This is a genomic window from Neoaquamicrobium sediminum (genome assembly GCF_013240295.1).
Taxonomy (GTDB): domain Bacteria; phylum Pseudomonadota; class Alphaproteobacteria; order Rhizobiales; family Rhizobiaceae; genus Aerobium; species Aerobium sediminum.
The window spans coordinates 2007106-2033810 of the sequence record NZ_JABETK010000002.1; the positions used below are offsets into that span (position 1 = coordinate 2007106).

26 protein-coding genes and 5 pseudogenes are annotated in these 26705 nt (G+C 62.4%); 11 read left to right on the forward strand and 20 right to left on the reverse strand.

The window, feature by feature from the left end; genetic code table 11:
* The first annotated feature begins 108 nt into the window (after nt 1-108).
* The 6 genes and pseudogenes from speB (at nt 109) to HK436_RS21680 (ending at nt 5965) form a co-directional block, all read left to right on the forward strand.
* Nucleotides 109-1170: an agmatinase gene (gene speB / locus HK436_RS21655; RefSeq protein WP_173193088.1), complete on the forward strand. Its 1062-nt coding sequence runs from the start codon at nt 109-111 to the stop codon at nt 1168-1170.
* 76 nt (nt 1171-1246) lie between these two features.
* Entirely contained in the window at nt 1247-2335 is a 1089-nt protein-coding gene (locus HK436_RS21660; protein ID WP_173193090.1) for an ABC transporter substrate-binding protein, read from the forward strand.
* 98 nt (nt 2336-2433) lie between these two features.
* Nucleotides 2434-3459, forward strand: a complete 1026-nt coding sequence (locus HK436_RS21665) for an ABC transporter ATP-binding protein (protein WP_173193092.1) — start codon at nt 2434-2436, stop codon at nt 3457-3459.
* A 73-nt stretch (nt 3460-3532) separates the two neighbouring features.
* Complete coding sequence (locus HK436_RS21670) at nt 3533-4390, forward strand: ABC transporter permease (RefSeq protein WP_173193094.1); 858 nt, start codon at nt 3533-3535, stop codon at nt 4388-4390.
* Nucleotides 4387-5189: pseudogene (locus tag HK436_RS21675) on the forward strand (ABC transporter permease). Before HK436_RS21670 ends, HK436_RS21675 begins: the two are co-directional and overlap by 4 nt.
* Nucleotides 5186-5965: a carbon-nitrogen hydrolase family protein gene (locus tag HK436_RS21680; protein ID WP_173193096.1), complete on the forward strand. Its 780-nt coding sequence runs from the start codon at nt 5186-5188 to the stop codon at nt 5963-5965. The pseudogene HK436_RS21675 and the gene HK436_RS21680 overlap by 4 nt, the downstream one beginning before the upstream one ends.
* A 3-nt stretch (nt 5966-5968) precedes the next feature.
* Here the strand turns inward: HK436_RS21680 and HK436_RS21685 are convergent.
* Nucleotides 5969-7103, reverse strand: a pseudogene (locus HK436_RS21685) (Gfo/Idh/MocA family protein).
* Nucleotides 7104-7394: 291 nt separating this feature from the next.
* On the opposite strand from HK436_RS21685, the gene HK436_RS21690 reads away from it, so the two are divergent.
* From HK436_RS21690 to HK436_RS21705, 4 genes and pseudogenes are all read left to right on the forward strand, one after another.
* A complete protein-coding gene (locus HK436_RS21690; protein ID WP_173193104.1) occupies nt 7395-8813 on the forward strand; it encodes an undecaprenyl-phosphate glucose phosphotransferase in 1419 nt (472 codons plus the stop codon).
* Between the two features lie 343 nt (nt 8814-9156).
* Nucleotides 9157-9595 (forward strand): annotated as a pseudogene (locus HK436_RS33680) (WecB/TagA/CpsF family glycosyltransferase).
* Nucleotides 9596-9602: 7 nt separating this feature from the next.
* Nucleotides 9603-10286, forward strand: a complete 684-nt coding sequence (locus HK436_RS21700; protein WP_173193109.1) for a hypothetical protein — start codon at nt 9603-9605, stop codon at nt 10284-10286.
* On the forward strand, nt 10217-10963 hold the full coding sequence (locus HK436_RS21705; protein ID WP_173193111.1) for an O-antigen ligase family protein: 747 nt from the start codon (nt 10217-10219) through the stop codon (nt 10961-10963). The genes HK436_RS21700 and HK436_RS21705 overlap by 70 nt, the downstream gene beginning before the upstream one ends.
* Nucleotides 10964-11034: 71 nt before the next feature.
* Here the strand turns inward: HK436_RS21705 and HK436_RS33155 are convergent, their stop codons facing one another.
* The 19 genes and pseudogenes from HK436_RS33155 to HK436_RS21800 form a co-directional block, all read right to left on the reverse strand.
* Nucleotides 11035-11415 (reverse strand): flagellin, encoded by a 381-nt coding sequence (locus HK436_RS33155; protein WP_312860655.1) that lies wholly within the window; start codon nt 11413-11415, stop codon nt 11035-11037.
* A complete protein-coding gene (locus tag HK436_RS21715) occupies nt 11340-12029 on the reverse strand; it encodes a flagellin N-terminal helical domain-containing protein (protein WP_173193112.1) in 690 nt (229 codons plus the stop codon). Before HK436_RS21715 ends, HK436_RS33155 begins: the two co-directional genes overlap by 76 nt.
* Nucleotides 12030-12202: 173 nt before the next feature.
* Nucleotides 12203-13002: pseudogene (locus HK436_RS21720) on the reverse strand (flagellin N-terminal helical domain-containing protein).
* A 315-nt stretch (nt 13003-13317) separates the two neighbouring features.
* The gene (locus HK436_RS21725; RefSeq protein WP_173193114.1) at nt 13318-14115 is read right to left on the reverse strand and encodes a flagellin N-terminal helical domain-containing protein; all 798 of its coding nucleotides are present in this window, start codon (nt 14113-14115) and stop codon (nt 13318-13320) included.
* A 315-nt stretch (nt 14116-14430) separates the two neighbouring features.
* Nucleotides 14431-15228 carry a flagellin N-terminal helical domain-containing protein gene (locus HK436_RS21730; protein ID WP_173193116.1) on the reverse strand — a complete coding sequence of 266 codons (798 nt, stop codon included), beginning with the start codon at nt 15226-15228 and terminating at the stop codon, nt 14431-14433.
* A 207-nt stretch (nt 15229-15435) separates the two neighbouring features.
* The gene (gene fliP / locus HK436_RS21735) at nt 15436-16173 is read right to left on the reverse strand and encodes a flagellar type III secretion system pore protein FliP (protein WP_173193118.1); all 738 of its coding nucleotides are present in this window, start codon (nt 16171-16173) and stop codon (nt 15436-15438) included.
* On the reverse strand, nt 16170-16661 hold the full coding sequence (locus HK436_RS21740; RefSeq protein ID WP_173193120.1) for a flagellar basal body-associated FliL family protein: 492 nt from the start codon (nt 16659-16661) through the stop codon (nt 16170-16172). The genes fliP and HK436_RS21740 overlap by 4 nt, the downstream gene beginning before the upstream one ends.
* An 11-nt stretch (nt 16662-16672) precedes the next feature.
* Nucleotides 16673-17374 (reverse strand): flagellar basal body L-ring protein FlgH, encoded by a 702-nt coding sequence (gene flgH / locus HK436_RS21745; RefSeq protein ID WP_173193122.1) that lies wholly within the window; start codon nt 17372-17374, stop codon nt 16673-16675.
* On the reverse strand, nt 17371-17910 hold the full coding sequence (locus tag HK436_RS21750) for a MotE family protein (protein ID WP_244649101.1): 540 nt from the start codon (nt 17908-17910) through the stop codon (nt 17371-17373). The genes flgH and HK436_RS21750 overlap by 4 nt, the downstream gene beginning before the upstream one ends.
* Before the next feature lie 10 nt (nt 17911-17920).
* Nucleotides 17921-19129 (reverse strand): flagellar basal body P-ring protein FlgI, encoded by a 1209-nt coding sequence (locus HK436_RS21755; RefSeq protein WP_173193124.1) that lies wholly within the window; start codon nt 19127-19129, stop codon nt 17921-17923.
* Nucleotides 19126-19593 (reverse strand): flagellar basal body P-ring formation chaperone FlgA, encoded by a 468-nt coding sequence (flgA, locus tag HK436_RS21760; RefSeq protein ID WP_312860658.1) that lies wholly within the window; start codon nt 19591-19593, stop codon nt 19126-19128. Before flgA ends, HK436_RS21755 begins: the two co-directional genes overlap by 4 nt.
* 5 nt (nt 19594-19598) lie before the next feature.
* The gene (gene flgG, locus HK436_RS21765) at nt 19599-20387 is read right to left on the reverse strand and encodes a flagellar basal-body rod protein FlgG (protein ID WP_173193126.1); all 789 of its coding nucleotides are present in this window, start codon (nt 20385-20387) and stop codon (nt 19599-19601) included.
* Between the two features lie 11 nt (nt 20388-20398).
* Complete coding sequence (fliE, locus tag HK436_RS21770; protein WP_173193726.1) at nt 20399-20677, reverse strand: flagellar hook-basal body complex protein FliE; 279 nt, start codon at nt 20675-20677, stop codon at nt 20399-20401.
* A gap of 47 nt (nt 20678-20724) precedes the next feature.
* Nucleotides 20725-21144 (reverse strand): flagellar basal body rod protein FlgC, encoded by a 420-nt coding sequence (gene flgC, locus HK436_RS21775; RefSeq protein ID WP_194248557.1) that lies wholly within the window; start codon nt 21142-21144, stop codon nt 20725-20727.
* Nucleotides 21145-21146: 2 nt separating this feature from the next.
* Nucleotides 21147-21527, reverse strand: coding sequence for a flagellar basal body rod protein FlgB (flgB, locus tag HK436_RS21780; RefSeq protein ID WP_173193128.1), 381 nt, complete (start codon nt 21525-21527; stop codon nt 21147-21149).
* A 63-nt stretch (nt 21528-21590) separates the two neighbouring features.
* Nucleotides 21591-22397, reverse strand: a complete 807-nt coding sequence (locus HK436_RS21785) for a hypothetical protein (RefSeq protein WP_173193130.1) — start codon at nt 22395-22397, stop codon at nt 21591-21593.
* On the reverse strand, nt 22381-23802 hold the full coding sequence (fliI, locus tag HK436_RS21790) for a flagellar protein export ATPase FliI (protein ID WP_173193132.1): 1422 nt from the start codon (nt 23800-23802) through the stop codon (nt 22381-22383). Before fliI ends, HK436_RS21785 begins: the two co-directional genes overlap by 17 nt.
* A 4-nt stretch (nt 23803-23806) precedes the next feature.
* Nucleotides 23807-24531 (reverse strand): annotated as a pseudogene (gene flgF, locus HK436_RS21795) (flagellar basal-body rod protein FlgF).
* Nucleotides 24532-24611: 80 nt separating this feature from the next.
* Complete coding sequence (locus HK436_RS21800) at nt 24612-25763, reverse strand: DUF1217 domain-containing protein (RefSeq protein ID WP_312860659.1); 1152 nt, start codon at nt 25761-25763, stop codon at nt 24612-24614.
* A gap of 66 nt (nt 25764-25829) precedes the next feature.
* Here HK436_RS21800 and motA point away from each other — a divergent pair, with 66 nt between their 5' ends.
* On the forward strand, nt 25830-26705 hold the full coding sequence (gene motA, locus HK436_RS21805) for a flagellar motor stator protein MotA (protein ID WP_173193134.1): 876 nt from the start codon (nt 25830-25832) through the stop codon (nt 26703-26705).

The window sequence follows — 26705 nt, forward strand, 5'->3', positions numbered from 1 at the left end:
CAACAATATCAATTGAGTTTTCAATATTTCTGCATCACGATCAGCCCACTGCGGGGAAACGGCGCCTGGGAACTGAAGGGCGCGGACTGCTGAATGGGAGAAGTACACGTGACCTGGACCGGAGAACGGCTCGCTGCCTTGCAGGCGAAATATGGCGAAGGCCATGGGGGCGACATCTTCGACCCGCGTTTCCGGCGCGTCGCAGACCGCATCTTCTCCGCAAGTGGAACCCGCATGGCGCCCTATGCCGGGCTGCCTACCCTGCTCGATGCGCCCTATCACCCGATCGATCCGTCGAATCCCGACTTCGGCGACCTGCAGGTTGCAATGGTCGGCATGCCCATGGACCTCGGCGTCACCAACCGGCCGGGGTCGCGTTTCGGCCCGCGCGCGCTACGCGCCATCGAGCGCATCGGGCCTTATAATCACGTGCTCGACTGCGCGCCCGTCTACGAGCTAAAGGTGGCAGATATCGGCGACGTGCCGTTCCGCAGCCGCTACAGGCTCGAGCAAAGCCACGAAGACATCGAACGCCATGTCGGACAGATCGTGTCGGCCGGCGTTATCCCGCTCTCCGTCGGCGGCGACCATTCGATCAGCCACCCGATCCTCAAGGCGGTCGGCAGGGATCGCCCCGTCGGCATGATCCATATCGATGCCCATTGCGACACCGGCGGCGCCTTCGACGGAACCAAGTTCCATCACGGCGGCCCGTTCCGCAACGCCGTGCTCGACGGAGTCCTGGACCCGACGCGCACCATTCAGATCGGCATTCGTGGCGCGGCCGAATATCTGTGGGAGTTCTCCTACGAGGCGGGCATGACCGTGATCCACGCCGAGGAAATGCCGGCGATGGGCATTGCCGCGATCATCGAGAAGGCCAGGCAGGTGGTCGGCGACGGCCCGACCTACCTGTCCTTCGACATCGACAGCCTCGACCCGGCCTTTGCACCCGGCACCGGCACGCCGGAGATCGGCGGCCCCACGACGCGTGAAATCCTGGAGCTGATCCGCGGGCTCAAGGGCGTCAATCTTGTCGGGGGCGACGTCGTCGAGGTCGCGCCGCAATACGACGCGACGACCAACACCGCCCAAGCGGGCGCACAGGTACTGTTCGAAATATTGAGCCTGATGGTGTTCAGCCCGGCTGTCACTGGAAAGACCGCCTGAAAGACCTAAGATAACCGCAGCCAGTCAAAATGATCGGAGCCGTAGAGTTCCGACAGCCAACAGAGGAGAACAATAGATGAGGAAGCTTCTGAATTCCGCAGTCAGCCGTCGTGCCGTTCTTGGCGCCGGTTTGGCAACCGCCGGCGTGCTGGCAATGCCGTCGATCCTGCGCGCACAGGATCGCTCGATCAAGGTCGGCGTCTACGGCGGCTATTTCAAGGATTCGTTCGACAAGCACGTGTTCCCCGCCTTCACCGAGGCAACCGGCATCGCCGTCGAATCCGTCGCTGAACCCACCGGCGAGGCGTGGCTGGTGCAGCTCGAGCAGGCCGCCCGCGCCGGGCAGGCCCCGGCCGACCTTTCCATGATGTCCCAGGTGGCAATGCTTAAAGGCCAGTCGACCGAACTCTGGACGCCGATCGATACCTCCAAGCTCGAAAATGCCGACAACCTGCTCGATCAGTTCGTCAACAAATATCCGGATGGCCGTGTCGCCGGCATTGGCGCGGTGGCCTGGTACATCACGCTGGTCACGAATACCGACGCCTATCCCGAGGCCCCGGAAAGCTGGGCGGCACTCTGGGACCCGGCCAACGCCGACAAGCTCGGACTTCTGGCACTGGTCTCCAACTCCTTCCTGCTGGAGGTGACGGCCAAGACGCACATGGGCGGCACCAACGCGCTCGACACCGAGGAAGGCCAGATCGCGGCCTTCGAGAAGCTTGCGGAAGTGAAGCCCAACGTGCGGCTCTGGTATCGCGACGAGGCGCAGTTCGAGCAGGCGCTGAAGTCGGGCGAAATCCCTATGGGCCAGTATTATCACGACGTGACGGGCCTCGCCGCGGCCGATGGCAATCCGGTTCGCTCCACCTTCCCGAAGGAAGGCGGCATCCTCGATTCCGGCTGCTGGGCGCTCTCCCGTGCCTCGGAGAAGGGCGAGGAAGCGCATGTCTTCATCGACTATATGAGCCAGCCGGATATCCAGGCCCTCATGTCGCGCAAGGTCGGCACCGCACCCACTGTCGCGCGCGACCTCCTCGACCTGAGCGACGAGGAGTTCGCCGCCGTCTCGTCCGACATCGACCCGATTATCCCCCGCTATGACCTTTACACGTCGAAGTCTGACTGGCTGAACCAGAAGTGGACCGAGATGATCGCTGGCTAGGCTCCTACGACACAGGTTAAGCTCCTCGCGCCATGGCGCGAGGAGACTCCGCCGGTATAAGCACTCCGCAATTCGGCGGACCACAAGCAGGAAATCCCATGTCCGGTCTCGCGCTGCAGGGCGTCTCGAAGCGTTTCGGTGATTTCACAGCCGTCGACAACGTGTCGCTGTCGATACCGCATGGCACCTTCGTGTGCATGCTGGGGCCATCGGGCTGCGGCAAGACTACCCTGCTGCGCATGGTTGCCGGGCTGGAGGAGCCGTCGGCCGGCACGATCCTGCTCGACGGCACCGACATCACGCCGATCCCGACCCACAAGCGCGATTTCGGCATGGTGTTCCAGTCGCTGGCGCTGTTTCCGCATCTGAACGTCGGCGACAACATCGCTTACCCACTGCGCATACGCGGCGTTGGCAAGGCCGAGCAAAAACAGCGTGTCGCGGAACTCCTCGACATGATTTCGCTGCAGGGCTACGCGGAACGGCCCGTTGCAAAGCTCTCCGGCGGACAGCGCCAGCGGGTGGCGATCGCCCGCGCACTCGCGCTGTCGCCGAAACTCTTCCTTCTCGACGAGCCGCTTTCCGCACTGGATGCCAAGCTGCGCGAGGCCATGCAGGTGGAACTGCGCCAGCTTCAGCAGAAGCTTGGCATCACCACCATCGTCGTCACCCACGACCAGCGCGAGGCGATGACGATGGCCGACCTTGTCGTCGTCATGGGTGAAGGCAGCATCAGGCAGGCTGCACCGCCCGTCGAAATATACCGGAAACCGGCCGACGCCTTCGTCGCCGACTTCATCGGCTCGACCAACCTGCTGACCGTCGGTGCCGACGGCACACTGCTCGGCCGCGCCATGCCCAGCCTTGCGATGGCGACGCGGTCGGCAGGTGGCAAGCTTTCCATCAGACCTGAGGACGTCCAGCTCCTCGCACCCGGCAGCGGCATGTTCGCCGGCACGGTCAGCTTCGTGCGCGACCTCGGCGGTACGATCGAAACCTTCGTCGATGTCGGCGGCACGACCGTAATGGCCATCACAACGCCCCGCGAGCGCACGCCTTTCAAGGCCGGCGACCCGGTCGACGTGACGCTACCCCTCGAAAGCTGCGTGGTGCTGAAAGGATGAGCCCTGCTTTTGCCACGAGCTTGAACTGCGACAACGCACGGCAAAACCTTCGCCGACCACAGGACGGCCGACAATGAGACGCGAGCCGCCGCGTACAGCCGCCGACTACGCGCCGATTGCGTTTCCAGCGCTGATGCTTGTCATCTTCTTCGTCGTACCGTTTTCGACGATGATCGCTGTATCGTTCTTTCAGCGCGACCCGGCGGGCTTCTATTCGCCGGCCTTCACATTCGCCAACTACGAGCGTTTTCTGTCCGCCTTCTTCGGCGGCGTGCTCGGCTTTTCGATCATGCTGGCGGTGATGGTGGCCATCGTCTGCGTGCTCGTCGCCTTCCCGTTTACCTGGCTGCTGACGCAGGCCTCGCGGCGCGTTCAGATCGTATGGCTGGTCGCAATCCTCTCGGTCCTGTCGCTGTCGGAAGTCATCATCGGCTTCGCATGGTCGACGCTTTTCTCGCGTACGGCCGGCATCACCAACCTGCTCGTTATGGCGGGGCTGATGGCCGAGCCGCAGGCGCTGATGCCGGGTTTCGGGGCGGTACTGACGGCAATGGTCTATCAGGCCCTGCCCTACACTGTGCTAGTGCTCTATCCCGCCATCGTGCGGCTCGATCCAACCCTGCTCGAAGCCGCGCGCACGCTTGGGGCCTCGCCGATGCGCGCCTTCCTCAACGTGGTGGTCCCGGCACTGCGCAACACCATCATGGCCACGCTCATCATGGTGTTCGTCTTCGCGCTCGGCTCATATCTGTTGCCGCAGATACTCGGACGGCCCCAGCACTGGACGCTGTCGGTGCTCATCACCGATCAGGCGATCTACCAGTCCAACATGCCGTTTGCCGCCGCCATGGCGGTGTTCCTCGTGCTGATGTCGCTGGCGCTCGTCGGCCTGACGCTGATGGTCGGCTCGCAGCGGGAGCAACGGACATGAGTGCCGCAACGCTGCGCCGCATCGTTTTCCTGCTGGTGGCCCTGTTTCTTGCCGGCCCGCTCATCGTCGTGGCAGGCGTTTCCGTGAACGAGAAGCAAAGCCTCATCTTCCCCCGGAAGGCTTTTCCCTCGCATGGTACGGGCAGATCTTCAGCGATCCCGGCTGGCGGTCCGCACTGGTGAATTCCCTTACGCTGGCGGCCGCATCGGCGGCACTCGCCGTCATTATCGCGATGCCGCTCGCCTGGTTCCTGTGGCGGCGGATCGCGCCGTGGGCGCGCATCTTCCAGCTTCTGGGCGTGGCGCCCTTCATCCTGCCACCGGTGATTACCGCCTTGGGCTTCCTGACCTTCTGGGCAACGGTCGGCGCCTATGGCCAGCCATGGACGGCGGCGATCAGCCACGCGATCTTCTTCGTCACCCTGCCGCTTGTGACGCTGTCGCTGGGCTTCAGCTCCATCGACCGCAGCCTTGTCGAGGCAGCCTCGACGATGGGGGCGGACGACAGGACAGTGCTGCGCACGGTGGTGCTGCCGCTGATCCTGCCCTACGTGATTTCCGGCTATGCGTTCGCCTTCGTGCTGTCGCTCAACGAATACATCGTTGCCTACATGACCGTGGGCTTCACCATGGAAACGCTGCCGATCAAAATCTTCAACGCGCTGCGCTACGGCTACACGCCAACCATGGCCGCGGTCTCGATCTTCTTCGTCGCCGTTGCAGCGATCGTTTTTGGCCTGATTGCGCGTTTCGGCGATCTGCCGCGATTGCTGGGCGCCTTGTCGGGGGATCGAGAGTGAAGATCGCCGTGCTCCAGATGCAGGCGCACCCCGGCGACGCCGCCGCCAACATAAAGCGCATCGGTCGCGCGGCGCGAGAGGCGGCGACGAGAGGAGCCGACCTCCTGATCACGCCCGAGCTCGCGATCACCGGCTATGGCGCCGGCGAAGCGATCCGCGCCCTGGCAGAGCCGGCAGACGGCCCTGCGCTCTCGCACCTCGCGGAGATCTCGGCCGAGACGGGAGTCGCGATCGTCGCGGGATTTGCCGAGGCCGATAAAGGCGCGGTCTGGAACAGCGCCGCCTTCATCCGCGGTTCTGAGCCTCCCGTCGTCTATCGCAAGTCCCATCTCTACGCGGACTACGAGCGCAACCTGTTCAGACCCGGGACACCTTCTGCCGTAACGATACAGCATGCCGGGCAGAAGCTGGGCCTGCTGATCTGCTACGATGTCGAGTTCCCGGAGAACGTGCGACGGCTGGCGCAGGTAGGCTGCACGCTGATAGCCGTGCCTACGGCGCTGCCGCAAAGCGACCATGCCGCTTTCATTGCCAGAAGCATGATTCCGGTCCGCGCATTCGAGAACCAGGTGTTCGTCGCCTATGCAAACCATTGCGGCGCAGACGAGCGTTTCGCCTATGCAGGGCTGTCGACGGTTGCCGCACCGGACGGCAAGGTGCTCACCGGCGCGGAAAATGTCGGCGAGGCACTTCTGATTACAGACATTCTGCCGAGCGCCTACACCACGTCTGCCGAGGATAACACCTACCTGCGCGATCTGCGCTCGGTGGAGTGAGATCTATAGCTTCGTCCAGGCGCCGTTCTTCTTCGAGGATTTGACGCAGGCTTCCACGAAGGCCACGCCCTCGACGCCGTCCTCGACCGTCGGGAAGACAACGTCCTTCGGCATCTTGTCGCCCTTGCGCCGCATCGCGCGGATGGCGCGCGCAGCCTCCGCATAGATATTGGCGAAGCCTTCGAGATACCCTTCGGGATGCCCCGCCGGAATGCGGCTGACGCGAGCAGCGGAGGGCCCTGCCCCTGCCCCGCCCCGCGTGATCAAGCGCTTCTCCTCACCGAACGGCGTGTACCATAGTTGGTTGGGATGCTCCTGTTCCCATTCGAGCCCGCCCTTCGTCCCGTAGACGCGGAGCTTCAGCCCGTTCTCGTTGCCGGGTGCCACCTGACTGGCCCAAAGCATGCCCTTGGCAGCCGGCGCATTGCCGTTCGCCTTGAAGCGCAGCAGGATATGCGCGTTGTCGTCGAGCAGCCGACCGGGCACGAAAGCGTCGAGGTCGGCAGCAAGGCTGTCGAGTTCCAGGCCGGTGACGAAGCGTGCCAAATTATACGCGTGCGTGCCGATGTCCCCGTTGCACCGCCGGCACCGGACTGTTTCGGGTCGGTGCGCCAGACGGCCTGCTTGGAGCCGCTAGCCTCGACAGCCTCGGTCAGCCAGTCTTGCGGATACTCGGCATGGACCACGCGCAGGTCGCCCAGCATGCCCTTGGCGACCATCTCGCGCGCCTGCCGCACCATCGGGTAGCCGGTATAGTTGTGCGTCAGCACGAAAAGCCGCTCGCTCTTGGCGCGGCGGCAGCAAGCTTCTTCGCATCGGCAAGGTTCGAGGTTAGCGGCTTGTCGCAAATGACATGAATACCCGCATCAAGAAATGCCTTGGCCGCCGGGTAGTGGACGTGGTTCGGCGTCACGATCGCGACGGCCTCGATGCCGTCGGCTCGCGCCGCCTCTGCCTTGGCCATCTCGGCAAACGAGGCGTAGCAGCGTTCCGCATCGAGACCGAGCTCGCGCCCGGAAGCAATAGCCCGTTCCGGATCGGACGACAGCGCACCGGCCACCAGTTGAAACTCTCCATCCAGTCTTGCCGCGATGCGGTGCACACCGCCGATGAACGCGCCCTGCCCGCCACCGACCATGCCATAACGGATCGGTCCGGCGTCGGTTCTGCTGATCTCTGCTTTGGCCAAATCGACCTCCCTCTCTTCGCCGGCGACTGAACCTCAACTTTTAAACCGATTCAAGTGCCCCTTTCTCGATGATCGCAGCCCACGCCTGGCGGCTCAACCCTGAGTGGCCCGCCTTTTGCAACACCTGCCGCAGGTAACAGCAGATTTGGCAAAAGAGCGTTGGGGGTCGGAATTGTGTCCCTAAAAGATACAGAAATTCTGGAAACGAGGTTCGCCCGAACCTTTGGCATGGGCGACAGAATGCCAGCGGACCTGCGGACCAATGCGCAGGCCAGCCCGCACGTTAGCGGACAGATTTATGCAGTGATGGAACTGCTCGTCACGCTGCTGCTCGGCATGCTGATAGGGCACGTCTACGTTTACACGCATCTGGAACAGCACGATTTCCTCCAGACCTACATCTGGCCGTCGATCCTCATCGTCCTGACCTTCGGCTACCTCAACTATCGCTCGAAGCTCTACGATGTGCAGAAGCTCTCACGCTTCCTGACCTTCTCGAGCGCGGCGGTGGGTAACCTCGTTGGCGCATTCCTGATCGTCGCGTTGATTGGCCTCGCGATCGGAGCTGCCGATGAATTTTCGCGGCTTTGGTTCGGCGTGTGGTTGTGTTCGTCGGTCGTCGCCGTCTGGACGCTGCGCGCAGCCGCAGCGCGGGTCTTTTCGAGCCAGGCCGTGCAAGGCGCGATTTCCCGCCGTGCGGCGATCTTCGGCACGGACGCTCCACTACGGCGCGCGGTCGAGGCATTGGGAATGCCCGACAGCGGCGTGCGCATTGCCGGTATATTCGGCCCGACGCGCGACGGCGACCAGACTGGCGTTGTGACCGCACGGGATGGCGGCCTCGCGGAGCTGATCGATTTTGGCCAGCGTAACGACGTCGACACGGTCATCATCGCGCTTCCGCCGTCTCAGCGGCGGCATCTGGAGGATATGCTTTCGGAGCTGAGCGTTCTGCCGGCCGAGATCAAGCTCCTGCCCGATATCGAAACTCATATGGTTCCGTTCCGCGGCATCAGCTCGCTGGCGCAGGTGCAGTTCATCGACCTGCAGCAGAAGCCGATCTCCGGCTGGGGCCATATGATGAAGGCGGTCGAGGACTACGTACTCGCGTCCATAGCGACCGTGCTGCTCGCACCGTTTCTGCTGCTCGTCGCCGCCGCGGTTAAGCTCGACAGCCCCGGCCCCGTTTTCTTCAAGCAGAAGCGTCACGGTCTCAACAACCAGGTCATCACCGTCTTCAAGTTCCGTACCATGCACGTGCAGTCGGAGGGTCAAGGCTTCCGGCAGGCCACGCGTAACGACAATCGCGTCACGCGGGTCGGGCGGATCCTGCGCCGGCTGTCGATCGACGAACTGCCGCAACTCTTCAACGTGTTGCGCGGGGAGATGTCGATCGTCGGGCCCCGGCCCCACGCGGTCGAGCAGAACGCCGCCTATGCCGGGCTGCTGCCCATGTACAACAACCGCCACCGCGTGAAGCCAGGCATCACCGGGTGGGCGCAGGTCAACGACTTTCGTGGGCCGACCTTCACGGTCGAGGCCATGAACAAACGCCTGGAATACGACCTCTACTACATCGAGAACTGGTCGATCCTCTTCGACATTTCGATCATCGCCGCCACGCCCTTCATCGGGCTGGTCCACAAGAATGCCGTGTGAGGAAGATCACAATGCGCAACCAGAAAATTCGTGACCTCGTGCCGGTCTGCAAGCTTGGCGGAATGGCAAACGCCCGCCTCAGCCTGCGCGAGACGGTACAACTCATGGACGACGCCATCGCGGGACGCTTGCCCGAATTGGAACAGCCGCTTTTCATGACCTCGTCGAATGGACAGGTCCTGTCCATGTATGCGCGCAGCAGCAAGATAAGGCGGCTGTTCGATCAGGCAGATGTCATCAGCGCCGACGGCCAGCCGATGGTGACGATCTCCCACCTGCTGACCTCAAGCCGGTACCTGACCGCACCAGCACGACGGACCTGTTCGACGATGCGAGCCTGCTGCTGCCGGAAGGCACCTCTTACTACATGTTCGGCACCACGCCGGACGAGATCGAGCGCGCTGCCGCGACGGTCCGCCACCGCTTTCCGCGGATCAAGCTTGCCGGCTACTCCCACGGCTACCTCGACGCGGCAGGCGAGGAAGCACTGTTCGAGGATCTCGACCGGTTACGGCCGGACATCCTGTGGATCGGTCTCGGTGTGCCGCGCGAGCAGGAGTTCGTGCTGCAACATCGACCGGCTGAAGAGCGTCAAGGTGGTCAAGACCTCTGGCGGCCTGTTCAACTTCCTGTCAGGCTCCCGCTCCCGCGCTCCTGTCTGGATGCAGAAGGCAGGCCTTGAATGGCTCTACCGCACGGTGCTCGAGCCGCGCCGGCTGGCGATGCGCTACCTGATCACTAATCCCCACAGCCTCTATCTTCTGCTGACGCGAACCGGGTGACACCTCGATGGCGGCGATAGGCGATACGAGAGGCAACGTCAGACGATCGGCCGGTCCGATCGTCACCGACGCATGGGCGCTGCAATGCTTCCTCATTGCCGCGACCATCGTCATGCTGCCGGTGAACTGGGCGCTGGGCACCGATCTGCCCTGGGTTTACCTCGTGGGCGTCGTCCTCGCCTTTGGAATGGTGCGTTTCGCACTCCCCGAGTGGCAGCTTCTGTCACTGGCGGCGGCGCTCGCCTTCTCGCTCTTTCTGGCAATGATGACTCATTTCCAGGGCGAGCGCGCCTTCGGTGCCGCCTACAACATATCCGTGCTGCTGCTGCTTCTGGTCTTCATCAATTTCGGCCGGCAGCTCGACCATGCCCCGCGCAACCACCGCGGCGTCTGGCCCAAGGACACGATCTACGGCGCAGCCCTTATCGCCTACATCTCCTATGTCGTCTTCATGGTGGTGACCATGGGCTATTCGGCGGTGTCCGGCCAAAGCCGAATCTACTTCTATTCGCTTATTTTAGGTAACCTCGGCCAATTGCCGGGCATTCTCGGCACCTACGCGTTGAACATCGTCGTGGAGAGTGACTGGATCAACGGCGGGTCGTCTCCCGAAATCACGGTATGGGTGTCTACGCCACCGAAAGCGCGATCCAGGTCGTCATGCTGGGCGCAATGGGCGCCATCTACCTGATCCGCCGGCGCATGTTCATGTGGGCCATACTTCTGGAACTCTCGATCCTGCCGATGCTCCTGCCGTTCGGCAGCCGCACGACCAGTCTCGCCTATGTCGCTTCTCTCGCATTCCTGGCTGTGGTCTGGCGGGGCGGCGTGATGCTCGGCGCAATTCTGCTCGGGCCGTTGGTCCTGGCGGTGGTCGCTCTGTTCGGCTCGGACCTGGTCGACCTGTTCCAGGCTTCGGCACAGTCGGTTGCCGAGTCCCGCGCGGGCTCCACCGCGACGCGGCTGGAGACCTATGCCCTCGCGATCCGGATGGTGCTGGACCAGAACCTGATCTTCGGGCTGGGTATCAAGCCTGTCGACGTCTCGCTTGCGGAAATCCCGATCGGCTCGCATTCGAGCATGGTGTCGACCTTCACGCGCGGCGGACTGATAGGGCTCGGACTGTTCCTGGCCTTCTATCTGACAGTGGCCGTCCGCATGATCGTGGTGCAGGTGGCTGCCTTCACGCGCAGCGCGCGACTGACTAACGAGTCGCGGCTCGAACTGGTTTTTCTCGCCCGCGCAATCTTCGTCATCCTGATCTGGTATCTGACGGAAGATCTCGATGTGCCGCTGTACCATACGCTGCTATCAGGTCTTATCATCGGCATATTCTGGAACATGGGCGAGCGGCTGCGGCGCATTTGACGGGTGCTCCCAATGCAAAACGGGCTGCCCTCGCGGACAGCCCGTCAGATGCTCGCCCCTGTAATGCCGCGCTAGTTGCGGAACAGGAGCAGGATGTTTTCCGCATAGGAATTGGCTATCTGGAGCGACTGCACGCCAAGCTGCTGCTGCACCTGCAGCGCCTGCAGCCGGGTCGACTCCTTGTTCATGTCTGCATCGACCAGCTGACCGACACCGCGGTCGATCGAATCCATCAGGTTGGACGTGTAGTCCTTCTGCAGGTCAACGCGCTTCTTGATCGCGCCGATGGCCGTCGCGGCGTTGGCCATTTCCGCCAGCGTCTGGTCGACGACCGTAAGCATCTGTTCGAGCTGCTCGTCGGTGTGGCCCACGACATTCAGCGACGATACAGCGTAGCCGTCGGTCGCGGCCGCGGTTCCGGGCGTGGCCGCGGTGGCAGTGTTGTCGCGCAATCCCGTCGTGCCGAGGCGGAGCCCTCGAGCATGCCCATCGTTTCGTTCGTCGTCGCCGCGGCGTCATAGAGCTTGATAGCCTGTACGTCGATGCCGATGTAGCCCAGAATGATCGCGCCGTTCTGGTCGCGCGTGAAGGCCGAAACGATGTCGACCTCCTTGTGAACGCCGTCCGACGGATGACCGTTGGCTGCGAGCGAGTTAACCGACAGCCAGTTGGCGCCCGAGAAGGTTGCGGCTAGCGCGGTGAACCGAAGCTGCTCCTGGAAGGCGGTCACTTCTTCCTGGATGCGCTCCTTGTTGTCTTCGCTCATGCCGACGGCTGCGAGAACCTTCTGCTTGATCTCGTCGATGAGACCGATCGCGGCTTCGAGCGCCGTGTAGGCGGTGTCGACGCGGCTGGCGCCGAGGCCGAGCGTATCCTGGACGGTGGACAGGACATTGTTATCGGACCGCATCGTGGTCGCAATCGACCAGTAGGCCGCGTTGTCGGACGCCTGCGAGACGCGCAGGCCGGTCGAGATGCGACCCTGCACAACCTCCAGCGCCTTGTTGGTGGCGTGAAGGACCTGCAACGCGGTCATCGCTGCCGGGTTTGTGTTGATGCTCGACAAGGTGTTGCCCCTTCTAAGACGCCCGCTGATTTGGTTAACCATAAGTAGATTTTCATGGTTAACGGGTCGTTAAGCAGACGTGCCGAATGGGGTTCTCTGAGAAGCGCGCGCAGCACAAAGGCCCGCGCCCCCATGAGGAGCGCGGACCAGCATCGACTGAGGTGCCTTAGGGATCAGCCTCGGAACAGCGTCAGGATGTTCTGGCTCGACGAATTGGCGATCGACAGCGCCTGGATGCCGAGCTGCTGCTGTACCTGAAGGGCGGACAGCTTTGCCGATTCCGCATTCATATCGGCATCGACGAGCTGACCGACGCCACGGTCGACAGCATCGATGAGCTTCGACGTGAAGTCATCTGGGATTCGAGCCGTACCTTCATCGCGCCCAGTTCGGAAGCAGCACCGCGCATCGCATAGAGAGCAAGTTCCGCCGTGTCGGCATCGGTCATCGTGGCGGCTTCCGCCTCGAGGTCGTAGGCGTTCAGCGTCAGGGTCTTGACTTCGGTCGAGCCCGCAGTGCCATCACCCTTGATGTAGCCCGTTACCACGGTCACGTTGGCGCCAGTGCTCGCCAGCAGGTTCTGGCCTTCGAAGTCAGCCGCGGCAGCGATTTCCTGCATGGCGGCAACAAGTTCGTCGATTTCCGCCTGGAGTGCCGCGGTATCGGTGCCGTCCTGCTCCATCGCAAGGTAGCGGGAATGGATCTCGGTGGTCAGCTTGATCGCTTCGTCGAGACCGGTATACGCGGCATCGAGGATCGCCCGGCCGAAGCCAATCGAGTCCTTCACGACGCCGAGCAGGTTGCTCTGGCTCTTCATGCCGACCGAGATCGACCAGTAGGCCGCATTGTCCGAAGCCTCGTTGACGCGCGCGCCGGTGGCAATTCGGTTCTGGGTTACAGCAAGTTTCTTGTTGGTGCTGGTGAGGGTTTGCAGCGCCGTCATCGCGGCGGCATTCGTCAGGAGACTAGCCATTTTTCTACGCCTTGAACTGATTACGTCACGACATGCCGGGCTGATTGCCGGCGTGGCGGATTGGCGTCATGCCCCCGGATACTGCACACTCGGTCCGGCCCGCTTGTTGACGCTATTTATGAACAAGGATGGATAATGGGAGGCTAAGAAACATGGTTAATGAAGTATAAATCCCAATGTTTTTGGTTTATAAATAGTAAAAATACAGGATAAGTATTTATGAAATAGAAACTTTAGTTCTTAAATGGTAAAGGCCGCGCTCCGGTTGAAGCGCGGCCTTCGATTTTTCAGGGCTGGTCAGCCCTGCCTTGTCGCTTAGCGGAAGAGCGACAGGATGTTCTGGCTGTTGGAGTTGGCGATCGACAGCGCCTGGATGCCGAGCTGCTGCTGGACCTGCAGGGCCGACAGACGAGCCGACTCTGCATTCATGTCGGCATCGACGAGCTGGCCGACGCCGCGGTCGAGCGCGTCCATCAGCTTCGAGGTGAAGCTGAGCTGGGCGTCGAGGCGGGTCTTCATCGCGCCGAGTTCCGAAGCAGCCTCACGCATGGCGACCAGCGACGCTTCCGTGGTGTCGGCGTCGGTCATGTTACCCGTCTCGGCCTCGAGATCGTAGGCGTTGAGCGTCAGGGTCTTGGTCTCGGTCGAACCGGCAGTGCCGTCGCCCTTGATGTAGCCGGTCACGACCGTGACGTTGGCGCCACCGGTGGCGAGCAGGTTCTGGCCCTCGAAGTCGGCAGCCTGCGCGATTTCCTCGATTGCCGTCTTCAGTTCGGCGATTTCGGCGTCGATGGCAGCCGTGTCCACGCCGTCCTGCTCACGAGCAAGGTAACGCGAGTGGATTTCCGAGGTCAGCTTGATGGCTTCGTCCAGGCCGGTATAGGCCGCGTCGAGGATCGCCTTGCCGAAGCCGATCGAGTCCTTGACGACCGACTGCAGGTTGCTCTGGTTCTTCATGCCGACCGAGATCGACCAGTAGGCGGCATTGTCGGAGGCCTGCGAAACACGCTCGCCGGTAGCGATGCGGTTCTGCGTGGTAGCCAGGTTGTTGTTGGTCTTGGTCAGGGTCTGGAGCGCCGTCATTGCGGACGCGTTGGTCAGAAGACTCGTCATAAGAATACGCCTTGTACTGAGTACTAAACTGACATGCCGGGCAACTGCCGGCTAAGCGGAGGGGCGTCATGCCAACCGGAACACTCTGTGTTTCCTCCCGGCCCGCTCTTGAACGCAGATGTAAACAGCAATGGCTAACCGCCACCTAAGGAACATGGTTAATGATTTGCTTTTGCTGAAAAATTTACCATTCGCCTTAGTATTTCGGCTCCGGAATACCTCCCGCATGGCGGATTCAAGCAAAAGGCCGCGCCCTGAGGGACGCGGCCTGATGATAGGAGATAGGCTTCAGCCTATCCCAGCCGATGGAACGTCTTAGCGGAAGAGCGCGAGAACGTTCTGGCTGTTGGAGTTGGCGATCGACAGCGCCTGGATGCCGAGCTGCTGCTGAACCTGCAGGGCCGACAGACGAGCCGACTCTGCATTCATGTCGGCATCGACGAGCTGGCCAACGCCACGGTCGAGGGCGTCCTTCAGCTTCGAAGTGAAGCTGAGCTGGGCGTCCAGACGGATCTTCTTGGCGCCGAGGTCAGAAGCGGCCTCACGCATGGCGACCAGCGACGCTTCCGTGGTGTCGGCGTCGGTCATGTTCGCCGTCTCGCCTTCGAGGTCGTAGGCGCTGAGGGTCAGGGTCTTGGTCTCGGAGGAACCGGCAGTGCCGTCGCCCTTGATGTAGCCGGTCACGACCGTGACGTCGGCGCCAGCAGTGGCGAGCAGGTTCTGGCCCTCAAAGTCGGCAGCCGCCGCGATTTCCTGGATAGCCGTCTTCAGTTCGGCGATTTCGGCGTCGATGGCAGCCGTGTCCACGCCGTCCTGCTCACGAGCGAGGTAACGCGAGTGGATTTCCGAGGTCAGCTTGATGGCTTCGTCAAGGCCGGTATAGGCCGCGTCGAGGATCGCCTTGCCGAAACCCATCGAGTCCTTGACGACCGACTGCAGGTTGCTCTGGTTCTTCATGCCGACCGAGATCGACCAGTAAGCAGCGTTGTCGGACGCTTCGTTGACGCGCGCGCCGGTGGCGATGCGGTTCTGGGTGTTGGCCAGGTTCTTGTTGGTCTTGTTCAGGGTCTGGAGCGCCGTCATTGCGGACGCGTTGGTCAGAAGACTCGTCATGAGAATACGCCTTGTACTCGATACACAATTGACATGCCGGATTCTCACCAGCGAAGCGGCGCGGCCTCATGCCCGATCGGTTGGAAATCCCCATGACCAATCTGCCCCTCGCAATCCGTTCTAGGGGCCAAACCCTACGGATGAGATAAGCAGCGTGGTTAATTTTCGTCGGAAAATCAGATGGTTAACGTGCGCTGAATCAGCCCGTTAAGCGAACGAGCGCACAAGACTGCCAACGAGCAGGTTCCAGCCGTCGATAAGGACGAAGAACAGTATCTTGAACGGCAAAGACACCACCACCGGCGGCAGCATCATCATGCCCATCGACATGGTGATCGTCGCCACGATCAGGTCGATCACCAGAAACGGCAGCACGATCAGAAAGCCGATCTCGAACCCACGCCGGATTTCGGAGATCATGAACGCCGGGACGAGGATGCGAAAATCCGCGTCCTGAACGGAAACGTCCGCCTGTTCGCGTTCGCGCGCGAGATCGGCGAACAGGTCGAAATCCTTGTCGCGCACGTTGGCTATCATGAAATCGCGGAACGGCTCCGAGATGCGCCCGAACGCCTCTTCCTCGTTGATCTCGTTCGCGACTAGCGGCTGCACGCCCTCGTTCCAGGCGCGATCGAATGTAGGTCCCATGACATAGAACGTCATGAACAGCGACAGGCTGACCAGGATCAGGTTCGCCGGCGTGCTCGGCAAACCCATGCCCGAGCGCAGGATCGAGAACACGATGACGAACCGGGTGAAGCTCGTCACCATGATGAGGATGCCGGGCGCAAGCGACAGGACCGTCAACAGCCCGAAAAGCTGAATGATCGAACCGACCGTCTGGCCCTCGAGCTGGTCGGTCAGGCCCCCGAGGTCGAGCTGCTGCGCGCTGGCCGGCGCGACAAGCACCAGCAGCAAAAGGACTGAGGTGGCCAGGCGGATCATTGGAAAAGCAACGTCCGGATCAGGATACGCTTGACTGCGCCGTCGCTGCGGATGGAGGCGCGCTCCTCGATATCGGAACGCAGGTGCTGGAAGCCGCTCGCGCCCTCGACCTGATGAATCTTCACTGTGCGGAGATAGGCAAGAACATCCTGCTGAATGGTCTGCGCCATCATCATGTCCGGTTCGGCATCGAACACCAGCGCCAGCTCAAGCCTCACCCATGTTCCTGTCGGCCCGGCCAGATTTGTTGTGATCGGTTCCAGATAGACGACACCCATTCCGTCATGGGCCTCGGCAAGCGTGGTCTCCGTTGCCTTCGCCGTCTCGACTGCGGCCTGCTCATGGGCAGCCGGTTGCTGGCCGGTCAGGTAGAGGCCCGAGCCCCAGCCGATACCGACCGCAACGACGCTCAATCCCACGAGCAGCGCGATCTGCAGCAGCAGCGAGGGTCCCTGCTTTTCCGGTGCCGTATCGTCGACGATAGCCAAGTCCGTCACCCCTAGAACGGAAGCAGGTTGTCGAGAACCTGATGCCCGTAGGCCGGCTGCTGAACCTCCGTCAGTCGGCCCCTACCGCCGTAGGAGATACGCGCCTCTGCGATCCTCTCATAGGACACGGTATTGGCCGCGCCGATGTCGGACGGCCGCACAATGCCGGTAATCGTCAGCACCCGCAGTTCGGCATTAACCAGCACTTCCTGCGAGCCGCTGATTACGAGGTTCCCGTTCGGCAGCACCTCGGTCACCACCGCCGCCACCTGGAGCTGGATGTCCTCGGAACGAGCCGTTGCCCCCGCGCCCTTCGAATTCGTGGATGAATCGATATCGGCGCTAGCCGCGCCGGCGGTTCCAAGCCCCAGCCACGACAGATCGGCGCCGAAGCCAAGGCCCCGGCTGCCGGTGCGGCTGCGTTCGGATTCGTTGCGGAATCGTGCGCGATCGTTGATGCGGATATCAACCGTGAGGATGTCGCCGGCGCTCAGCGCGCGCGCATCGGTAAAGAACTTGCTCTGCCGGTCGTCCCAAAGCGAATAACGCTTGGCTTCCTGCGCAGGCGGCGTCGGATACGTGTAGATCGCCTGCGGGTCGCCCACGCCGTAGCCTACCGGCGAAAGCGTCGGCGGGACGCCGACCTCTTCCCGCACGGTCGAGCAACCGGCGAGCGCGAGCCCCGCGATGAGAAGAAGCGGCTTGCGGATCATGTCGGGTCCTGCTTGCGGGTGGCGCTCGCGAGAATGCCGGTAAGCACCGCGGCGGCCTTGCTGTCCATTTCATTGAGGATGATGCCAGCCTTGCGGGCCTGCAGTTTCATCAGGATGCTGGCCGCGACCTCGACATGCACCTCGGCCAGCCGCTCGGCCGCCGCATCCGGCCGCATGACCGAATAGATCTCGACGAGGTTTTCCTCCGCCTTCGCGAGGAAGTCATTGCGGCGCGTGAGCCAGGCTTCATATTCGGCGCGCTTTTCCTCCATCGCCTCGATGCGCTGGTCGATATCCTTCTGAAGCGTCTCGAGTTCTGCCTTCTGCAAGGCGTATCTGCGGTCCCTCGCGGCATCGGCGATGTTGGAGCAGAAGCGACGGACGTCTTCATCCAGCTCGCTGACTGTCTCGGTGATCGCACCGACAGCCTGCGTTGCCGCGGGCGTTCCGCCGAAGACTAACGCGCCCAGGATGACGCCGGCGCCGAGAGCCAGGGTTGCCGTGCCACGTGGTCGAAGGTTGAGGTAGCTGCGCATTGTCCTGGTCCTATTGCAGCACGAGTTCGGCCTGGAGCGCGCCGGCGGACTTGATGCCCTGCAGGATCGCAATGATGCCGTCCGGCTTCACGCCGAGCCGGTTGAGGCCGGCGACCAGTGTCTGAAGGTCGGGCCCGTCAAGCATGGCGACATTCGCGTCCGGCTGGTTCGCATCGATCGCCGTGAATGGCTCGACCGCCGTTTCGCCGCGCGAGAATGGTTCCGGCTGCACGACCTGCGGCATTTCGGTGATGCGGACAGTCAGCGCGCCGTGGGAAATCGCCACGCGCGAGATGCGCACCTGCTGGCCGATCACGATCGTGCCGGTTCGTTCGTCGACGACGACGCGCGCAGGCGCATCGGATTCGACCACGATGTTTTCCAGCTCGGCAAAGAAACGCGCAGAAGAGATGTTCGAAGGCCGGTTGATAAGAACCGTACGCGCATCCTGCTCGGCGGCCAGCCGCTGGCCGAAACGGCTCACCGCATATTCGTTGATCGCATCAGTGATCCGCACCGCCGTGGAGAAATCTGGATTGCGCAGTTGCAGCGTGAGCGTCGTATCCGCGCTGAAGGAGGCCGGCACCTGCCGCTCGACAATGGCGCCGTTCGGAACACGGCCGCTTGTGGGCACGCCCTGCGTCAGCGTTTCGGCCTGACCCTGCGCGGTGAAACCGGAGACGATAACCGACCCCTGCGCCACGGCGTAGATCTCACCATCTGGAGCGCGCAGCGGGGTCATTACCAGCGTGCCGCCTGCAAGCGAAGTCGCATCGCCCATCGAGGAAACGTTGACGTCAATCCTTGCACCCGACTGGACGAAGGGCGGAAGGTTCGCGGTTACGATTACGGCGGCGACGTTGCGCGAGCGGGATGCACCGCCACGCGTGGAGATGCCGAGATTTTCCAGCATCGCCCGCACCGACTGCTCGGTGAAGGGTGAATTACGCAGCCCGTCGCCGGTGCCCTGCACGCCGATCACCAGACCGTAACCGACGAGCTGATTGTCGCGGGCGCTTTGCAGCGTGGCGACATCCTTGATCCGCGAAACGGTAAAGCCTCGTCCGGAAAGCGGGTCGTTGCGGTTCACGCCGCCATAGGCCGCCCCGCCATAGACGTCGCCGGCCGGTTGCGCGCCGTTCGCAAGCGCTTCGTCGGCACTGGAGGCGCCGACGAAACCGAGACCGAGGCAGAATGCAAGGATCAGCGCACGCATCATGATTCGGAAACTCTTATCGAACCGTCGCCCATCACCGTGCCGGTGAAGACGACACCACTGTCGATGTTGCGAACCTTGACGAGGTCACCGGCGGCGCCAGCCTGCAGCGGCACGCCCGCAACCGAGATTTCGAGCACCCCTTGCACGAAGCGCACCTGCACCGGCTTGCCGGTCTCTACCAGATAGGCGTCCCTCACCGCTGAAAGGCCAATCAGACGCCCAGGCAACAGCGTGCGCCGGGCAACCTTGCCGTCGATCTGGCCCCATGCACGCGCGAAGGCGGCCGGGTTGCGCAACTGACGACGCAGCGGAACTTCTTCCAACGCGTCTGTGGTGACCGTCTCGCCGGGATAGATGACGCGCGTCGTCACCAGTACCGTCTCCTGCGCAAAAGCCTGCGCGGCGCCGGCCACAGCCAGCAGCGCGATTGCCAATAATGTCCTGCGCAGGAGAAAACGCATCATCGGTCCTATCTCAGTCCCTGGGTGACGACCGCGGCCATCTCGTCTGCCGCCTTGATGACCTTGGAGTTCATCTCGTAGGCGCGCTGCGCCGAGATGAGCGCGGTGATTTCCTTCACCGGATCGACGTTGGACGATTCAAGGTAATACTGCTCGACCGTGCCAAAGCCCGGATCGCCGGGCACGCCCACATTGGCGGGCCCTGACGCGTCGGTTTCCTGGAAAAGCTTGTCCCCCAGCGGCGCAAGGCCCGCCTCATTCGAAAAGACGGAGACCGTAAGCTGGCCGAGCTCCTCGAGCTGCACCTGCCCATCGAAGCGCGCGAAGAATTGCCCGGACTTGTTGACGATGATCTCGACCGCGTCCTCGGGAATGACGATACCGCCGGCGACCAGATAGCCGTCGGCCGTGACAAGCTGGCCTTCCGCGTTGGTGTTGAAGCTGCCGGCGCGGGTGTAGAGCGCCTCGCCGTTCACGCCCTCGACCTGGAACCAGCCGCCTCCGGCGATCGCGACATCCAGCTTGTTGCCGGTTTCGGCGAGAGGACCCTGCGTGTGAATGTTGCGGACCGCGGTGGTCTTGACGCCAAGGCCGATATGCGTGCCTTCCGGCACGAGCGCCTGGTTGGCCCGGTTCGGCGCGCCCTGCACGCGGTCGACCTGATAGAACAGGTCGGAGAACTCGGCCCGCGCGCGCTTGAACGACGTGGTGTTGATGTTCGCGATGTTGTTCGCGATCACCTCAAGGTTGGTCTGCTGGGCGGTCATGCCGGTGGCGGCGATTGCAAGTGCTTTCATCGCTTAAATCCTCAGATCGCCATGCGGCTGATTTCGAGATAGGAGCTCACGATCTTGTCGCGGATCGCGATCGCAGCCTGGAGGGTCTGTTCGGCGCTCATCACGGCATCGACGACCTCGCGCGTGTCCGCTTCGCCCTGCAGCGCCTGCAAGGACAGGCCTTCTGCATTGCGCAATGTCGAGATCGCCTGCCCCGAGGCAGCCGAAAGAGCCGCAGCAAAAGTCGTCTCGGGAGCGACGTTGGGGCGATTGAGCGCCGGGCCGGTGATGTTGGCGAGGCCGTCGAGCATGCCGGCCACCTGACCGACCTTGTCGACCCCTGCGAGTCCCTGGATCATTACTGGCCCCTCATCAGTTCAATGGTCATGGAAATCAGTTCGCGTGCCTGCTTGATGGTCTGCAGGTTCGCCTCGTAGCTACGGTTGGCCTCGCGCATGTCGGCCATCTCGACCAGCACGTTGACGTTCGGCATCTTCACGAAACCGAGCTCGTCAGCGGCCTCGTGGCCCGGCTGGTATTCGGTGACGAACGGTGTGCGATCGGGCGAGATAGCTGAAATTTCCACCATATGGGCACCCGAGGCGCGGTCCAGCTCGGCGGTAAACGTGATCGTCTTGCGCTGGAACGGATCGGCGCCGGGCGTATTGCCGGTCGACTGTGCATTGGCGAGGTTTTCCGAAACGATGCGAAGGCGCTCGGATTGAGCGCCCAGCCCCGACGCGGCCACCTTGAGTGAAGAAATGAGCGGATCCACCATGACTACCCCCTGGTCGTCATCATCAGCATGCGGTGAAACGACCTGACGATCGCCGTGTTCATCTCGAAGGAGCGGCGAACCTCACCGGATTTCATCAGTTCGTTTTCCAGCACAACGGTGTTGCCGGAGGGCATCGTCGGATGATCGTCGTTGACCTGGCGAACGTTGAATTCGCCCACCGCATTCGCACCCGCCAGATGCAGCGGATGCGTCGCGCGCATCGACACGCTCGTCTGGTTCAGCACGGCCTCGAACGGCTCGACCTCACGCATGCCGTAGCCGGGCGTGTTCGCATTGGCGATATTGCTTGAAACGGCGGTCTGGCGCACCGAAAGCCACTTGGCTTGCTGGGATGCCAGATCGAACAGGCTGACGGGTTGCATCGCTACTCCCTTGACGCGTAGCGCCACCCTAGGGAGTGAGTCTTGCGTGGACCTTGCGCGCGGTCAGCGCTGCAGTTCGACGACCTTGTCGAGGGTCGTTACCAGCACCCAGTTTCCGTCCCGCTGCTCGATCGAGGCCACCTCGCTGGCGTCGGGCAGACGAGAACCGCGCTGCACGACCCAGAGCCCGTCATCGTCCTCGATCATCGCGCGGCCATTGGCGACATGGACCAGCTTGAAGCTTATGAGATCCGATGGAAACGGCTGCTCCGAGGCGGGGACGGCCCGAACCTCATCTTCTTCTCCCGGCAGCGTGGCAGTGGGGAAGAAGTCCAGGTTCATCTTCGGCACTTCGCCGGTCGAGAAGGGCTGGTTGATCAACGCTGGCTGATAGACCAGATTGGACGGCGGCGTTACCGAGCCGCGGCCTTCGAAAATGAACTCGCGAACGCCGAACTGCTCCTGATTGAAGAAGATATACCACGGAAACAGCGCGCAGGTCAGGCCGAGTGTAACGCCGAGCGCCGCGACAACGATATCGCTGCGGTCCCGTTTTCTGGCTTTTGGCGGCAGCGCAGCAGGCTTTGCAACCTGCGCGGGCGGCGCGGAACTGGCGCGGGCGGCCTTGGGCGCCTTGAACTCTTCGAAGGGAGCCGGCTCTTCCTTCCTGCGGAACCCCAGGCGATGCAGCAAACCCTTTTTTTCGTGACGGCTGGCGAGCTTGGCCTGATAGGCGTCACGCTCAGCCTGGTCGCGTTCGTGATAGAGGGTCCTGATGGCCACATCGCGCGCTTCGGCGAGAGCAGTTCCATCGCCCGCGAGCCGCGGACGGCCCTTGTGTCCGAGGCCAAGCCTATTCGACAGGTTCATCGACCGGCTTCTCCTTGCTCCTCAGGTGGCGGGCGAGATCGGCGAACGGATCTGGCGAGACCCTGTCCTGCGGCGTCTGCGTCAGCGCCTCGTATATGGTCGGCACCTGCCGGACCGCGAGATCGAGTTCCGGATCCGCGCCGGGCTGGTATGCGCCAAGCAACCTTATGTCGCGGGTATCCTCGAAGCGGGCAATCATGCTGCGCAGGCGCGTCACCAGTATCTGCTGCTCCTTCGTCCACGCCTTCGGCGCAAGCCGCGAGATCGACGCAAGAGGATCGACGGGCGGATACCGCCCCTGCTCGGCGATCGACCGATCAAGCACGACGTGGCCATCGAGAATACCGCGAATGGAATCGGCGACCGGGTCGTTGTGATCGTCACCGTCGACCAGCACCGAAAGAATGGCCGTGATCGATCCGGCGCCATCGACACCTGGGCCGGCCCGCTCCAGAAGCTTCGGAAGATCGGTGAAGACCGAGGCGGGATAGCCGCGCGCCACGGGAGGCTCGCCGACACCAATCGCCACTTCCCGCAGCGCGTGAGCAAAACGTGTGATCGAATCCAGCACCAGCAGGACGCGCTGCCCCTGCTCGCGGAAATGCTCGGCGACACGCATCGCCATATCCGGCGCGCGCTTGCGCATCATCGCGCTTTCGTCGCTGGTCGCCACAACCGCCACGGTTTTCGCCAGGCTCTCCGCGCCGATGGTATCTTCGAGGAACTCGCGGACCTCGCGTCCTCGCTCGCCGACCAGCGCCACCACAACCGTGTCGAACGCTTCCGCGCTCGCAAGCATCGCCAGCAGCGTGGACTTGCCGACGCCCGATCCGGCGAAGATGCCGAGACGCTGTCCGAAGCAGATCGGGGTGAAGATGTCGATCACGCGCACGCCGGTCCTGAAACCGGTGGTTACCCTCTGGCGGGACATGGCGAGAGGGGCGGCCGCCGCCTCGCCGGCTTTACCTTGCAGCAGGGAACCAGCGCCATCGACCGGCCGGCCAAGGGCGTCGATCACACGGCCACGCCATGAAGCGTGGGGAGCAGCGCCGCGCCCGGTCTGAATGAAGACAGGGTCGCCGATACCCGCATCCGCGTTGCGTTCATATGGAGCCACCAGCACTTCTTCCGGGCCGATTCTCACGATCTCGCCGGAGCGCGCACCCGATGCCGACCGATGCTCGATGACGTCGCCGAGCCGCGCGCTCGCCGAGATTCCGCGCACGCGGTAATGGCTGGGGGAAACCTCGTCGATGCGTCCGCCGTTGCGCAGGAGCATGCGGTCACCGGCGAAGCGGGATTGCAGATGCTCCAGTGCATGCAGCGTCGTCTCCGGCAGGTCTGCCGGCGCCGCGGACACGGCGGCTTGCACCGGCAAGGGCTGGATGTCAGGCTCGGCGGCCATGAACCTACCTGTTCGGTCCAAGCGTAGAGATCGCCTGATCGAGCGCATTCTCGCTGTCGCGGATCAGGGCCGACGTTTGCTCGAAGGCGCGCTGAACCTGAATCAGGCGGGTAATCTCCTGCACCGGGTTCACGTTCGAATCCTCGACGAAACCTTGAGCAACGCCGATATCCATACGGTCGACGATGGGTTCGGGCGGACCAAACGGCACAATGCCGGAGTTTCCGAAGCGCTGGAAATTGACACCGGGCTGGAAATCAAAGAGGCCGATCGCACCGATCTGAACACCGTTCTGACGCAGCGAACCGTCCGCCCCGGCCTCCGGGGGACCTCCCTGCGGATTGAGCTGGATCGGCGCACCGCCAGCGTCAAGCACGCGGTAGCCTTCGAGCGTGACGAGTTCCCCGTATCGAGCATCGTGAAGCGACCGTCGCGAGTCATGACCGGGCCCTGCGGCGTCTCGATGCCGAACCACGCGTCGCCCTGGATGATGAAGTCGAGCGGATTTCCGGTCTCGCGAATACCGCCAGCCTGCTCCGACAGATAGGTGTCACCGGACGAAACGAACGAAACGGATTGCGACCCCAGCCCGCTGACGAGGTCCTCGAACTTCACACCGGTGGCGCGAAAGCCGACCGTGCTCGCATTGGCAACGTTGTCGGCAATGGTTGTGAGACGTTTGTCCAGCGCGATCTGCGAGGACAGGGCGACGTAGATTCCGGATTGCAAGGTTCGTTTCCTATCGTTGCATCTTGGCGATCGCCATCATGGTGTCCATCGAGATGCCGAACTCCATCGGCTGGAACAGACTAACAAGCATGGACTCGGGCGACGTGGTCGGATTGTTGATTTCCCACATCGTCGCGAAGCGCTGCATGAGCTTGCCGAGTTTCTCGGGGTCCTGAAGATCCTTGAGATCGAGTTTTAGACTCGATGAGCTTCGCCTGCTTGTCCACGTCGAGCTGGGCGACGGAGTCGGGCAGGCCGAGCAGGGTCCGCACTACCGTGCCTAGCGCCTTGTCGCCGAGAATCTGATAGGCGTTTGTGATCTCGCCTGCCTTGCGCTCGAAATAGAGTGCAAGCCGAACGCCTTCGTTCTGGACACCGGCATCCTCTTCCAGCTTCTGGCGGAGGAACTTGTCGACCGACGGCTGCAGCGCGGCGTTGTTGGTCGTCGCGTGCTCGCCCAGCCGCACGAAATCGAACGTCGCGACGAATTTCGCCCACTGCTCGTTCTCGTCCTTGTTCGCCGGGCTGTTCGGATCAGCCACGCCGCCTTCCAGCATCTTGCGTACCAACGCCTTGTCATCCAGGGCATCTTCGAGGTCGAAGGCGGACAAGGCGTAGGTCAGCAGCCGTTCGTTATCCTTGTGCAGGAACTGATCGATCGATTTCACGCTGCCGATGTTCTGGGCGTAGTTGGCGCTTTCCTGAACGTGGAATTCGGACGGCTGACCTTCGGAGGGCGTGTGCATGCCCAGATAGAGATCAATCACCGGGTGCTGGGCCAGCGTGTAGGTGGTCGCGAATTCGCCATAAGCTGCAAAGTTGAAGCTCTTGACGAACTCGGCGTAGCGCTTGTCGATCAGCTTGTTGGCGAAGCTTTCCGGGTCCGTGATGCCCTCTTCCAGCGCCTTGACCATGAAAGCCTTGGCATAGGTCATGTCTTCAAGGCCATGAGCCTTCATGGCGTAATTAAAAAGCCGAGGATTATCGACGAATTCCTTGATCGAACGAACCTTACCGATATTGGCGAGGTAGTATTCGGTATCTCTTTGCACCACCGGTTGCTTCTCGACGCGCTCAAGCGACTTGTCGAGATCACGGGTAATCAGGTTGTAACTCATATACGTATTGAGCACGCACGCCTCCATTCCACCGGATGGTCGGTCAGTAGATACCCACAAAATGCTTGCGCGAAGCTGAACGGCACCGGTTGCATGCGATGCACCTGCCCCCATTCAAGCTTCGCGCAAGCCCGGCACGATAGGCAGCAGAATGACAGCGCGCATGTAGAGGTGGACCCCGTGGGCATTCTGATCGGTTTTGTGGTGATCTTCGGCTGCGTCCTTGGCGGCTACATGGCCATGGGCGGGCATCTCGACGTGCTCATGCAGCCTTGGGAACTGGTCATCATCGGCGGCGCCGGTGTCGGCGCTTTTCTGATCGCCAACCCGGTGTCAACCGTAAAGGACTCCGGCAAGGCGATCATGGAAGCCTTTCGCCACCAGGTGCCGACCGAGCAGGACTATCTGGAGACGCTCGGCGTACTGCATAGCCTGATGCGCGAATTGCGTACGAAGTCGCGCAACGAAGTCGAAGCGCATATCGACAATCCGGACAGATCCTCGGTTTTCCAGGCATTTCCGCGCGTGCTTTCGAACCGCGACCTGACCAACTTCATCTGCGACTACTGCCGCATCATCATCATCGGCAACGCCCGTCCATTCGAGGTCGAGGCGCTGATGGACGAAGAAATCCACACCATCAAACATGACAAGCTGAAGTCGTATCATGCGCTGGTGGTGCTGGCCGACGCATTCCCCGCGCTGGGCATCTGCGCGGCCGTTCTGGGCGTGATCAAGGCCATGGGCGCCATCGACCAGTCGCCGGAAATCCTCGGCGGCCTCGTCGGCGCCGCTCTTGTCGGCACGTTCCTGGGCATCTTCCTCAACTACGCGGTGGTTGCGCCGATCGCTCAGAAGGTGAAGATCGTACGCGACAAGAAGAACCGGCTCTATGTCATCGTGAAGCAGACCCTGCTTGCATACATGAACGGCTCGCTGCCGCAGGTCGCCCTCGAGTTCGGTCGCAAGACCATCTCGGCTTACGACCGCCCGTCGATCGACGCGGTCGAGCAAAGCACCCTGCACGCCGCCGACGCGGCCAGAAACGCAGCTTAG

Bases quoted from the DNA above. Each gene is read 5' to 3' on its own strand.
- HK436_RS21660 (WP_173193090.1), top strand. From the start codon at position 1,247: ATGAGGAAGCTTCTGAATTCCGCAGTCAGCCGTCGTGCCGTTCTTGGC.
- HK436_RS21665 (WP_173193092.1), top strand. From the start codon at position 2,434: ATGTCCGGTCTCGCGCTGCAGGGCGTCTCGAAGCGTTTCGGTGATTTC.
- HK436_RS21670 (WP_173193094.1), top strand. From the start codon at position 3,533: ATGAGACGCGAGCCGCCGCGTACAGCCGCCGACTACGCGCCGATTGCG.
- HK436_RS21690 (WP_173193104.1), top strand. From the start codon at position 7,395: ATGCCAGCGGACCTGCGGACCAATGCGCAGGCCAGCCCGCACGTTAGC.
- HK436_RS21700 (WP_173193109.1), top strand. From the start codon at position 9,603: ATGGCGGCGATAGGCGATACGAGAGGCAACGTCAGACGATCGGCCGGT.
- HK436_RS21705 (WP_173193111.1), top strand. From the start codon at position 10,217: ATGGGTGTCTACGCCACCGAAAGCGCGATCCAGGTCGTCATGCTGGGC.
- HK436_RS21725 (WP_173193114.1), bottom strand. From the start codon at position 14,115: ATGACGAGTCTTCTGACCAACGCGTCCGCAATGACGGCGCTCCAGACC.
- HK436_RS21730 (WP_173193116.1), bottom strand. From the start codon at position 15,228: ATGACGAGTCTTCTGACCAACGCGTCCGCAATGACGGCGCTCCAGACC.
- fliP (WP_173193118.1), bottom strand. From the start codon at position 16,173: ATGATCCGCCTGGCCACCTCAGTCCTTTTGCTGCTGGTGCTTGTCGCG.
- flgH (WP_173193122.1), bottom strand. From the start codon at position 17,374: ATGATCCGCAAGCCGCTTCTTCTCATCGCGGGGCTCGCGCTCGCCGGT.
- HK436_RS21750 (WP_244649101.1), bottom strand. From the start codon at position 17,910: ATGCGCAGCTACCTCAACCTTCGACCACGTGGCACGGCAACCCTGGCT.
- HK436_RS21755 (WP_173193124.1), bottom strand. From the start codon at position 19,129: ATGATGCGTGCGCTGATCCTTGCATTCTGCCTCGGTCTCGGTTTCGTC.
- flgA (WP_312860658.1), bottom strand. From the start codon at position 19,593: ATGATGCGTTTTCTCCTGCGCAGGACATTATTGGCAATCGCGCTGCTG.
- flgG (WP_173193126.1), bottom strand. From the start codon at position 20,387: ATGAAAGCACTTGCAATCGCCGCCACCGGCATGACCGCCCAGCAGACC.
- fliE (WP_173193726.1), bottom strand. From the start codon at position 20,677: ATGCTCGACGGCCTCGCCAACATCACCGGCCCGGCGCTCAATCGCCCC.
- flgC (WP_194248557.1), bottom strand. From the start codon at position 21,144: ATGGTGGATCCGCTCATTTCTTCACTCAAGGTGGCCGCGTCGGGGCTG.
- flgB (WP_173193128.1), bottom strand. From the start codon at position 21,527: ATGCAACCCGTCAGCCTGTTCGATCTGGCATCCCAGCAAGCCAAGTGG.
- HK436_RS21785 (WP_173193130.1), bottom strand. From the start codon at position 22,397: ATGAACCTGTCGAATAGGCTTGGCCTCGGACACAAGGGCCGTCCGCGG.
- fliI (WP_173193132.1), bottom strand. From the start codon at position 23,802: ATGGCCGCCGAGCCTGACATCCAGCCCTTGCCGGTGCAAGCCGCCGTG.
- HK436_RS21800 (WP_312860659.1), bottom strand. From the start codon at position 25,763: ATGGGGGCAGGTGCATCGCATGCAACCGGTGCCGTTCAGCTTCGCGCA.